The 11412-nt window shown below is 58.9% G+C and carries 10 protein-coding genes; 3 read left to right on the forward strand and 7 right to left on the reverse strand.

Annotation, left to right across the window (positions count from 1 at the left end):
• The first annotated feature begins 48 nt into the window (after positions 1-48).
• The gene (locus PUP35_RS06485; RefSeq protein WP_023334980.1) at positions 49-459 is read left to right on the forward strand and encodes a YbhQ family protein; all 411 of its coding nucleotides are present in this window, start codon (positions 49-51) and stop codon (positions 457-459) included.
• Here the strand turns inward: PUP35_RS06485 and PUP35_RS06490 are convergent.
• The 5 genes from PUP35_RS06490 to cecR are packed head-to-tail and all read right to left on the reverse strand — an operon-like array spanning position 421 to position 6061.
• On the reverse strand, positions 421-1527 hold the full coding sequence (locus tag PUP35_RS06490; RefSeq protein WP_039261395.1) for an ABC transporter permease: 1107 nt from the start codon (positions 1525-1527) through the stop codon (positions 421-423). The two genes, PUP35_RS06485 and PUP35_RS06490, sit on opposite strands and share 39 nt — an antisense overlap.
• 9 nt (positions 1528-1536) lie before the next feature.
• Complete coding sequence (locus PUP35_RS06495) at positions 1537-2670, reverse strand: ABC transporter permease (protein ID WP_115874545.1); 1134 nt, start codon at positions 2668-2670, stop codon at positions 1537-1539.
• Positions 2660-4399 (reverse strand): ATP-binding cassette domain-containing protein, encoded by a 1740-nt coding sequence (locus PUP35_RS06500; RefSeq protein WP_274242356.1) that lies wholly within the window; start codon positions 4397-4399, stop codon positions 2660-2662. The genes PUP35_RS06495 and PUP35_RS06500 overlap by 11 nt, the downstream gene beginning before the upstream one ends.
• Positions 4392-5387, reverse strand: a complete 996-nt coding sequence (gene hlyD / locus PUP35_RS06505; protein ID WP_274242357.1) for a secretion protein HlyD — start codon at positions 5385-5387, stop codon at positions 4392-4394. Before hlyD ends, PUP35_RS06500 begins: the two co-directional genes overlap by 8 nt.
• On the reverse strand, positions 5384-6061 hold the full coding sequence (cecR, locus tag PUP35_RS06510) for a transcriptional regulator CecR (protein ID WP_274242358.1): 678 nt from the start codon (positions 6059-6061) through the stop codon (positions 5384-5386). The genes hlyD and cecR overlap by 4 nt, the downstream gene beginning before the upstream one ends.
• Before the next feature lie 205 nt (positions 6062-6266).
• On the opposite strand from cecR, the gene rhlE reads away from it, so the two are divergent.
• On the forward strand, positions 6267-7646 hold the full coding sequence (gene rhlE / locus PUP35_RS06515; RefSeq protein WP_133294033.1) for an ATP-dependent RNA helicase RhlE: 1380 nt from the start codon (positions 6267-6269) through the stop codon (positions 7644-7646).
• A 97-nt stretch (positions 7647-7743) separates the two neighbouring features.
• Positions 7744-9921, forward strand: a complete 2178-nt coding sequence (gene dinG, locus PUP35_RS06520; RefSeq protein WP_274242361.1) for an ATP-dependent DNA helicase DinG — start codon at positions 7744-7746, stop codon at positions 9919-9921.
• Here dinG and PUP35_RS06525 read toward each other — a convergent pair.
• Both PUP35_RS06525 and PUP35_RS06530 read right to left on the reverse strand, forming a co-directional pair.
• Positions 9908-10411, reverse strand: coding sequence for a fimbrial protein (locus tag PUP35_RS06525; protein WP_115874551.1), 504 nt, complete (start codon positions 10409-10411; stop codon positions 9908-9910). The two genes, dinG and PUP35_RS06525, sit on opposite strands and share 14 nt — an antisense overlap.
• Positions 10408-11400, reverse strand: coding sequence for a fimbrial protein (locus tag PUP35_RS06530; protein WP_274243237.1), 993 nt, complete (start codon positions 11398-11400; stop codon positions 10408-10410). The genes PUP35_RS06525 and PUP35_RS06530 overlap by 4 nt, the downstream gene beginning before the upstream one ends.
• Positions 11401-11412: the final 12 nt, after the last annotated feature.

The following is an 11412-nucleotide window of genomic DNA, read 5'->3' on the forward strand; positions in this document are numbered from 1 at the left end:
AGTGCGGTAGTCTGATTAAGCAGAGAAAAATCCTTCAGGAGAGAAGCCATGAAGTGGCAACAACGTGTTCGTGTCGCAACTGGCCTTAGTTGCTGGCAGATAATGTTGCATTTACTGGTCGTGGCCGTACTGGTGATGGGCTGGATGAGCGGCACGCTGGTGCGCGTTGGCCTGGGGCTATGCGTCCTTTACGGCGTCACCGTGCTGTCGATGCTGTTCTTACAGCGCCACCACGAAGCGCGCTGGCGCGAGGTGGGTGACGTGCTCGAAGAGCTCACCACCACCTGGTACTTTGGTGCGGCGATGATTGTTCTGTGGCTGCTGTCACGCGTGCTGCAAAACAACCTGCTGCTGGCCCTGGCGGGTCTGGCTATCCTCGCAGGGCCTGCGGTGGTCTCGTTGCTGACCAAAGAGAAAAAGCTACGCGATGTTGCGTCTAAACATCGCGTACGCCACTGAGCCCGTCGTGGCCGCTATGACCAGTAGCGGCCACAAACTTCCCCAGACGATATCCAGACTCGCATCCTTCAGATAGATTTGCTTGGTGATGTCCGTAAAGTGTCGAATCGGATTTACCCACGTCAGATCCTGTAGCCATACCGGCATGTTCTCGACGGGAGAAACATAGCCCGAGAGCAAAATCGCGGGCATCATAAAGACGAATACCCCGATAAACGCCTGCTGCTGCGTCGAGCAGAGCGCCGAGATCAGCAGCCCAAACCCCACCAGCGACAGCCCGTAAATCACCATCGTGAAGTAAAACAGCGCCAGCGAACCGGCGAACGGGATCTGATAGGCCCAAATACCGACTCCCAGCACGATGGTGGCCTGGAACGTCGCGACGATCAGCGCCGGCACCGCTTTGCCGACGAAAATTTGCCAGGTGGCGAGCGGGGAGACCAGCAGCTGATCCAGCGTGCCCTGTTCACGCTCTCGGGCGACGGAGAGAGAGGTCACAATCATCACCCCGATGGTGGTGATCATGGCGATCAGCGACGGCACCACGAACCACTTGTAGTCCAGATTCGGGTTATACCAGTTGCGCACCACCAGCTCGCTGTTGTTGGGCTTCGGTTTGCCGTCCATCAGCTCCTGCTGGTAATCCTTCACCACCTGCTGCAGATAGTTGGCGGCTATCTGGGCGCTGTTGGAGTTACGCCCATCGAGGATCAGCTGCATCGGCGCGGTCTGGAAGGTATCCAGATTACGGGAAAAATCCGCCGGGAACCGCACCAGCAGCAGCGCTTTTTGCGTGTCGATGGTGGGCTGGATCTCCTGCGGGCTTTTCAGCAGCAGGATGTGGGTAAAGGCTTTCGCACGCGCAAAGCGCTGCGTTAGCTCGACGGAGTGTTTGCCGTTGTCTTCGTTGTAAATGGCAATGGTGGCGTTGGTCACCTCCAGCGTGGCAGCAAACGGGAACAGTAATACCTGGATCAGCACCGGCAAGACCAGAATGGCGCGGGTTTGCGGCTCGCGCAGCAGGGATTGCAGCTCTTTGCGTATTAACGTCCATAAACGGTGAAACATGCGCGCTCCTTAATCTAACCGCCGTTTGGTTTTCATCCACGTCAAACCGATAAACATCACCGCCGACGCCATTAAAAACAGCGTGTTGATAATCAGCACTACCGGAATATTCCCCGCCAGGAACAGGCTTTGCAGCGTGCTCACGAAGTAGCGCGCCGGGATAATGTAGGTCACGGCGCGGATGACGGCAGGCATACTGTCTATCTGGAAGATAAACCCTGAGAGCATTATTGACGGCAGAAAAGCGGCGTTCAGCGCCACCTGCGCGGCGTTAAACTGGTTGCGGGTGATGGTGGAGATGAGTAACCCCATGCCAAGCGTGCTGAGTAAAAACAGGCTGGTGATAAAGAACAGCACCACCAGCGAGCCGCGATACGGCACGCCGAGGATAAAGACGGACACCAGCATACAGAGCAGCATCGCCAGCATGCCGAGGAAGTAGTAGGGAATAAGCTTGCACAGCAGCAGCTCGACGCGCGTCACTTCGGTTGAAAGCAGCGCCTCCATGGTGCCGCGCTCCCACTCGCGGGCGATCACCAGCGAGGTTAGGATCGCGCCAATCACCGTCATGATAATCGTCACCGCGCCCGGAATAATGAAGTGCTGGCTGATGGCTGCGGGGTTAAACCAGTAGCGGGTCTGTACGTCGATCAGCGGTTTAAATTCTTCACCCCGATCTTCCGCCCGCTGCATTTGCCACAGCTGCCAGATCCCCTCCGCGTAGCCCTGCACGAAGTTCGCGGTGTTTGGCTCGCTGCCGTCGGTAATCACCTGGATCGGCGCATCGGTATTTGCCCGCGCCATGTTGGCGGCAAAATTCACCGGAATGACGATCAGACCGCGAATCTTCCCGGCCTGCATCTTCTGGATCAGTTCCTGACGATTGTCGCTGATGGTGGCGTCAATGTAGGGCGAACCGGTCATGGCGTGGGTAAAGTCCAGCGCCTCTTTGCTCTGCTGCTCCAGCAAAATCCCGACCCGCAGCTTGCTGGAATCCAGGTTAATGCCGTAGCCAAAGATAAACAGCAGCAGCAGGGGGATCACTACCGCAATCAGCCAGCTGCTGGGGTCACGCACGATCTGCCGCGTCTCTTTAATGCACAGCGCGCGCACCCTGCGCCAGGAAATGGCCTTACTGCGCATGGGCATTCTCCTTATCCCAGTCGTGGATGAGGGTGATAAACGCCTGCTCCATGGTCGGGTCCGGCACCTCATCGTCGGCGGCCTGGTTTTTCAGGTCGTCCGGCGTGCCGTGGGCAATCAGCTTGCCGCGATACACCAGCCCGATGCGGTCGCAGTACTCCGCCTCGTCCATGAAGTGGGTGGTCACCATCACGGTCACGCCTTTTTCCACCATGCTGTTGATATGCAGCCAGAACTCGCGGCGGGTGAGAGGATCAACGCCCGAGGTCGGCTCATCCAGAAACAGAATATCCGGCTCGTGCATCAGCGAGCAGGCCAGCGCCAGCCGCTGCTTAAAGCCGAGCGGCAGCTCGTCGGTGGCGTGTGAAGCAATGTTCGTTAACCCGAAGGCATCGCTCATGCGGCGGATTTTGTCGTTCTGCGCCCGCCCGCGCAGGCCATACACGCCGGAGAAAAAGCGCAGATTCTGCTCGACCGTCAGGTTGCCATACAGGGAGAACTTCTGCGCCATGTAGCCCAGGTGCTGGCGCGCCTTGCCGGAGCTGACCTTCAGGTCCATATCGAGCACCAGCGCCTTGCCGGACGTCGGCACCAGCAGGCCACACATCATTTTAAAGGTGGTCGATTTTCCCGCGCCGTTTGGTCCGAGCAGGCCAAAAATCTCGCCGCGCTTCACGGCAAAATTCACGTTATCGGTGGCGGCGAAATCCCCGAACTTTTTGGTGAGGGATTTGGCTTCGATCACCGTTTCTCCCGGCGTGCCTTCCACCGTGTGCAGAATCGCCCCAAGCGGCGATTCTGACGTGCCCGCGCCGCCCAGCAGGTCGATAAACGCGTCCTCAAAGCGCGGCGCGGTCTCTTCCATCTCAATCGTCGGCATGCCGGGCGCATGGCGAATATCGTCGACTGTGACCTCTTTTTTGAGGATCACCCGTACCGAGCGGCCCTGAATCATCCCGTCGCTGACCTGCGTCAGTTTGAGCACCCGCTGCAGCAGCCTGCGGTTGGACTCCTGCGGGCTGTGCAGCAGAAAGCTGCGCCCGGCCATGCTCTGCGTCAGCGTCGTCGGCTCGCCCTGATAAAGCAGTTCGCCTTCGTTCATCAGCAGCACGTCACGGCACTGCTCCGCTTCGTCGAGGTAGGAGGTGCTCCAGAGGATCAGCATCCCGTCGCCCGCCAGCTCGTGCACCATCTGCCACAGTTCTCGTCGCGAAATCGGGTCCACGCCAACGCCGGGCTCGTCCAGCAGCAGCACCTTTGGCTCGCCAACCAGCGTGCAGGCAAGCCCCAGCTTCTGCTTCATCCCACCGGAGAGCTTGCCCGCCAGCCGGTCGGTGAACGGGCCGAGGGAGGTAAACTCCAGCAGGCGGGCGAAGGTTTTCTCCCGGGTTTCGCCGGTGACGCTGCGCAGGTCGGCGTACAGGTTCAGGTTTTCCATCACCGTCAGATCTTCATACAGGCCAAACTTCTGCGGCATATAGCCGAGCATGGCGTGGAGCGCGCCGTCATCTTTTATCGGATCCAGGCCCAGCACGCTGGCCGAGCCTTCATCCGGCTTCAGCAGTCCGGCCAGCATCCGCATCAGCGTGGTTTTCCCCGCGCCGTCCGGGCCGACCAGCCCGGTCACATAGCCCTTCTGGATAGTGCAGTTCAGCGGCGCGACAGCCGGTTTGTCCATTCCCGCGAAGCGTTTAACCAGATTGTTGAGCTGAATAACCGCGTCATTCATGTCGTTCCCCGTTGTCTACTTTTACGGTGACGGGCATGCCCTGGCGCAGCGCGTCGTCCGCATCGGTCACGATGATGCGCAGGCGATACACCAGGTCGGTACGCAGGTCCGGTGTTTCAACGGTTTTCGGCGTGAATTCGGCGGTAGGGGAGACAAAGCCCACTTTGCCGTGATACGGCTTGTCCGGGCGACCGTCGGTATAGAGCAGCAGCTCGCGGCCCGGCTGCATCTGGCCGAGATTCGGTTCATCAATGTAGGCGCGCACCCAGACCGGGCGGGTCAGGGAGAGCGTTAAGACGGTGCTGCCCGCGCTGAGCATGCTGCCGGGCTCCACGGCGCGGGTCATCAGCGTACCGTCAGACGGTGCGATTAAGGTGGTGTCGTGCAGATCGAGCTCTGCCTGCGCCAGCTGCGCTTGCGCCTGTTCAAGGCTGGCTTTCGCCTGGGCGATATCCTGCGGGCGGTTACCGGTGTGGTACTGGCTTAACTTATCCTGCGCGGATTTTAGCGTTGCCTGCGCCTGGTCGCGGGACGAACGCGCATTTTCCAGATCGTTGGCGGAAATGGTGCGGCTTTTCCACAGCCCCTGCTGGCGCGCGTAGAAGTTCTGCGCGTAGTCATAGGCGGCCTGCGCCTGCTTAACGGCGGCGGCGGCCTGGGCAATCTCTTCGTCGCGATAGCCGGCCAGCATCAGGTCATACTGTGCCTGGGCGACGGACACGCCTGATTTGGCTTGAAGCAGCGCATTCTCATAGGGCGCTTTGTCCAGCATCCCCAGCGTCTGCCCGCTTTTAATGGCATCGCCTTCGTCCACGCTCAGCGAGGCGAGACGACCGCCTACGCGGAAGCTCATGTTCACCGTGCGAATATCCACGTTACCGTACAGCGTCAGGCCTTTATCCTGATGGCCTTGATACCACAGCCATCCACCGACGCCTGCGGCAAGCAAAACAACGACCACCAGAATGATGGCGACAGGTTTTTTCATGACTTCGGGCTCCTTTGCGTTAAGCCTTGCAGGATCAGATCGAGATGACAGGCGATCACCTCGCCTATCTGCGCGGCTTTATCCTCATCAAATTGTGTCCAGCCGGTACGTAACAGGATGGTTTCCCTGCCCAGACGGAAGGCAAGGATTTCACCCAGCAGGGCGTGGGTATGCAAAATTGTCTCGGTATCACTGGCGTCCCGCCCGGTATAGGCGGCGATCAGCCGGGTCAGGTGGGTATGCATCGGAGCAATGACCCGATCGTGTACCCGCTGGTAGGCGGCAGTGGGGGAGAGCTGCTCGCGGGAGATAAACTTGCTCAGGTTGAGCGTATCGTCGTGCGTCAGCAGGCGGATCATGTTGTTACAGGCAGTGAGGATCAGCTGGCGGATGGCCTCGCGATCGGGCGACGGCTGGCCGAGCAGCGCGGTGGCCTCCTCGACGTGTGGGTGAAACTGCGTGCCGATAAAATCGGCGATCCACTCGGCGCAGGCGAGATATAAATCCTCTTTTGAGCCAAAATAGTAGGTAATCGCCGCAATGTTCTGCCCGGCCAGCGCGGCGATATCGCGCGTGGTTGCATGCAGGCCGTACTCACCAAACTGCGCCAGCGCGGCGGCGATAAGCTGGTTTTTGGCCTGTTCACCTTTGGTTGTTGTGGGTGTCGTATTCATGGCGGCATTAAGAATTAATCAATCGATTGATTAAGATTATGCCTGATTCCCGCTAACGTCGAGGGAATGCGGAGGGATATTTTATGCGCCACGTCACAAAAGCTGCTACACTCCGCTCCTTCGCGACATTGTGGTTTTTGTCCTCTCAATTGTTATATCTCCCTGAAAACTACACCTGTGATGGTCGGGGCGGTTCGGAGTTTTTATGTCTTTTGATTCCCTTGGCCTGAACCCGGAAATTCTGCGCGCGATCGCAGAGCAGGGCTACGTTGAGCCAACCCCAATCCAGCAGCAGGCGATCCCCGCCGTTCTTCAGGGACGTGACCTGATGGCCAGCGCCCAGACCGGCACCGGTAAAACCGCGGGCTTTACCCTGCCGCTGTTAGAGCTGCTGGTAAAAAATCAGCCGCACGCCAAAGGCCGTCGTCCTGTTCGTGCCCTGATCCTCACCCCAACCCGCGAGCTGGCCGCGCAGATTGGCGAGAACGTGCGTGACTATAGCCGCTATCTCAACATTCGCTCGCTGGTGGTTTTCGGTGGCGTCAGCATCAACCCGCAGATGATGAAGCTGCGCGGCGGCGTGGACGTGCTCATAGCAACGCCGGGCCGTCTGCTTGACCTCGAACACCAGAACGCGGTGAAGCTCGATAGCATTGAAATTCTGGTGCTGGACGAAGCCGACCGCATGCTCGACATGGGCTTCATCCATGATATTCGTCGCGTGCTGGCCAAGCTGCCCGCGCGTCGTCAGAACCTGCTCTTCTCTGCGACCTTCTCCGACGAGATCAAGGCGCTGGCGGAAAAGCTGCTGCATAACCCGCTGGAAGTGGAAGTGGCGCGCCGCAACACCGCCTCCGAGCAGGTGACGCAGCACGTTCACTTTGTGGATAAAAAGCGCAAGCGGGAACTGCTCTCCCAGATGATAGGCCAGGGTAACTGGCAGCAGGTGCTGGTCTTTACCCGCACCAAGCACGGTGCCAACCACCTGGCTGAACAGCTGAACAAAGACGGCATCCGCAGTGCGGCGATCCACGGTAACAAGAGCCAGGGCGCGCGGACCCGTGCGCTGGCGGACTTCAAGTCCGGCGACATCCGCGTGCTGGTGGCCACCGACATCGCTGCCCGTGGCCTCGACATTGAAGAGCTGCCGCACGTGGTGAACTACGAGCTGCCAAACGTGCCGGAAGATTACGTGCACCGTATCGGCCGTACCGGCCGTGCGGCGGCCACCGGTGAAGCGCTCTCTCTGGTTTGCGTGGACGAGCACAAGCTGCTGCGCGACATCGAGCGCCTCCTGAAGAAAGAGATCCCGCGCATCGAAACCCCGGGCTATGAAGTGGACCCGTCAATCAAAGCCGAGCCGATTCAGAACGGTCGTCAGGGCGGTCGCGGTCAGGGCGGCGGCGGTCGCGGCCAGCAGCCGCGTCGTGCCGAAGGTGGCGCGCCGAAGTCATCCGGCAAACCGCCGCGTCGTAGCAACGACGGCAAACCGGCCGGCGAAAACCCGTGGCGCAGCGGCGAAGGCAAGCCGGCAGGGGAAGGGCAGCGTCGACGCCGCCCGCGTAAACCTGCTAACCCGCAGTAATATGGAAGCCCGGTCGTAAAGCCGGGCTTTTCTTTTTGCGGCAGAGAAGAGAAAGTGCCACAATAGTGGCTGTTTATACAGTGTTTCAGGTTTTCCGATGGCTTTAACCGCTGCGCTGAAAGCGCAAATTGGCGCATGGTATAAGGCGCTACAACAGCAGATCCCCGACTTTATCCCCCGAGCGCCGCAGCGGCAGATGATTGCCGACGTGGCAAAAACGCTCGCCGGGGACGACGGGCGACATCTGGCGATTGAAGCCCCGACCGGCGTCGGGAAAACCCTGTCGTATCTCATTCCCGGCATCGCGATTGCGCGGGAAGAGGATAAAACGCTGGTGGTCAGCACCGCCAACGTGGCCTTGCAGGACCAGATCTTTAGTAAAGATTTACCGCTGCTGCGCAAAATCATCCCCGATCTGCGGTTTACGGCCGCCTTCGGCCGCGGGCGCTACGTTTGCCCGCGTAACCTGGCAGGGCTTGCCAGCAGCGAGGCGTCGCAACAGGATTTGTTGGCGTTCCTCGACGACGATCTCACGCCAAACAACAAAGCCGAGCAGGAGCTCTGCGCAACGCTGAAAGGCGATCTTGATGGCTATAAGTGGGACGGCCTGCGCGATCACACCGATAAAGCCATCAGCGACGATCTGTGGCGCAGGCTCAGCACCGACAAAGCCAGCTGTCTGAACCGCAACTGTCACTACTACCGCGAATGCCCGTTCTTCGTCGCGCGGCGCGAAATTCAGGAAGCCGAAGTGGTGGTGGCTAACCACGCCCTGGTGATGGCGGCGCTGGAGAGCGAAGCGGTGCTGCCGGAGCCGAAAAACCTGCTGCTGGTGCTCGACGAAGGACACCATCTGCCCGACGTGGCGCGCGACGCGCTGGAGATGAGCGCGGAAATTACCGCGCCCTGGTTCCGCCTGCAGCTGGATCTCTTCTGCAAGCTTGTCGCCACCTGCATGGAGCAGTTCCGCCCGAAAACCACGCCGCCGCTGGCGGTACCGGAGCGTCTGAGCGACCACTGTGAAGAGGTTTACAGCCTTATCTCGTCGCTGAACAACATCCTGAATCTTTATCTTCCGGCAACCCAGGAGGCCGAACACCGTTTTGCCATGGGCGAACTGCCGGACGAGGTGATGGAGATCTGCCAGCAGCTGGCGAAGCATCTGGAAAAGCTGCGCGGGCTGGCGGAGATGTTCCTGAACGATCTCAGCGAGAAAACCGGCACCCATGACGTTGTTCGCCTTCACCGTATCCTTCTGCAAATGAACCGTGCGCTGGGGATGTTCGAAGCACAGAGCAAGCTCTGGCGGCTGGCCTCGATGGCGCAGGCGTCGGGCGCGCCGGTAACCAAATGGGCCACCCGTGAAGTGCGCGACGGGCAGGTCCACCTGTTTTTCCACTGCGTGGGCATCCGCGTGGCCGATCAGCTGGAAAAGCTCATCTGGCGCAGCGTGCCGCACGTGGTGGTCACCTCCGCCACGCTGCGCTCCCTGAACAGTTTTTCTCGTTTGCAGGAAATGAGCGGGCTTAAAGAGAAAGCGGGCGATCGTTTTGTCGCGCTGGACTCGCCGTTTAACCACTGCGAGCAGGGGAAGCTGGTGATCCCGCGCATGAATTACGAGCCGTTCATCGACAACGAAGAGCAGCACATTGCGGAAATGGCGGCCTACTTCCGCGCACAGGTTGAGAGCAGGAAATACCCCGGCATGCTGGTGCTGTTTGCCAGCGGACGCGCTATGCAGCGCTTCCTCGAACACGTCACCGATCTGCGTTTACTTCTTCTGGTGCAGGGGGATCAGCCGCGCTACCGGCTGGTGGAAACGCACCGCAAACGCATTGATAACGGCGAGCGCAGCGTGCTGGTGGGATTACAGTCCTTCGCGGAAGGTCTGGATTTGAAGGGCGATTACCTGACGCAGGTACATATCCATAAAATCGCCTTCCCGCCTATCGATAGCCCGGTGGTGATCACCGAAGGGGAGTGGCTGAAAAGCCTCAACCGCTATCCGTTTGAGGTGCAGAGTTTACCTGCGGCATCGTTTAACCTCATTCAGCAGGTCGGTCGCTTGATTCGAAGCCACGGCTGCTGGGGAGAGGTGGTGATTTATGATAAACGCCTGCTCACCAAAAATTACGGCCAACGGCTACTGAACGCGCTGCCGATCTTCCCGATCGAACAGCCAGAGGTGCCCGAGGTAAAAAAACGCCCGGCAAAACCAGCCGCCGGGCGCAAGAAAAGCATCCGTGCTAAGGGGCGCGGTCCTACTGGTAAATGAAGGTCACCTGCACCACGCTGCTGAACGTTCCTGCCGTGACCGGCAATGAGGTGGCGTAATAGCGGGCGGCCAGCGGGAAATCCGCCGTGTGATTGTTCTGGTTGATCAGCACGCTGAAGCTGGCGTCCGGGGCAAGCGAGATCTGATCCTGCGGGTCGGCAAGCTCCAGCGCCAGTCCTTTCGCGGTTCCGGTGCTGGCGAATTTAGTCGGATGAAGGCTGTCTGGCTGACCGTGAAAGGTGGCCGTGGCCAGCACGGAAGTGGTTGGGCATTTCGACAGGGTTAAGTCGAATGATTTCCATTGTCCGGTATCGCCCACATCCTTAAAATCGCCGGTATTCGCTGTGCCCAGATTGACCGTCAGGTTCTGGCTGGCGCTGTCCACCTGGCAGGAGTTGGCATAAATGTTTCCGCGAACATCGAGTTGAATTTCTTCCGCCAGGCTCTGGCTGGCCACTCCAATCAGTAAAAGGGTTAATAACATTTTCATTTGTAGGCTACCGTAATGGTTGCGACGGTATTCGCCGTTCCGGGCGTCACCTCCGAACTGGTTTGTTCGTAAGAGACGCTGAAGGGATATTGCGACTGGATATTGGCATAGGCGGTAAAGGTATTCATATATTGCCCGAAAACAGGTATCTGGCCGTTAAAGAGCATTTTCACCCCCACGCCGGTGGCGACGCCGCTTTCCGGCGTTAATTTGATCACGCCGGGAAAATTCGTTTCATAGCCATTGGCGCTGGTGATCATCATTTCCGGCTGTACATCCCGATCGCAGAGCATGCCGATATTGAATACCGACTGGGAGACCAGTGTTCCCGGACCGGTAAAACGGCTCACCGGAAAATCACCCAGCGTGACGGTCAGGGATTTAGGTGACACCGAACAGGTCACTGCTTTTACCTGAACATTGCCTGAGTAAGAGAGGGTATTAGGGTCACCCAGGGCCTCAACGCGTCCCACTGCAAGGTTGAATTGCGTATTGCTCATTGTCAGTGCGCCCGAAGCCACGGTTTCGCTGGTTTTTACCAGTTCCAGCATCACGTCAAAGCTAAAGGGGATGGTAGAGTCGCTGTTTATCGTACCGGAGACCTGACCTACGGGCATATTCGCCGAACAAATCTGGTCCGCTGCGCCGGTCACGCGCTGTCCTTTATCATTTCTTAGCGAGATGCCGATACCAGCAACGCCTGTTTCATAGACGCCAGGGAGCCCGGGGCTCTCTTTGCCGAAGCCGTTGTAGCACGCGATGATTGGCTGACCCGCATCCGGCGCGTAGTAACAGTTTCCCGATATGTGCACGGTGCGTTCAGTTCCCGGAATGGTCGAACCTACGGGCAGGCTGGTGGAGACCGAAATCGACGTTAATGATAGTAGCGCGGGCAGGCTCGGCGATTGGCAAGAAGCTTTCGCATGCGGCATAAAGAGTGCCGCCGTCGCCAGAACTAAAAGTAAGAAAAATGATCTTGCTATCTGCATCATGATCGGTCC

The organism is Enterobacter sp. S-33 (assembly GCF_028735835.1).
Classification (GTDB): domain Bacteria; phylum Pseudomonadota; class Gammaproteobacteria; order Enterobacterales; family Enterobacteriaceae; genus Enterobacter; species Enterobacter vonholyi.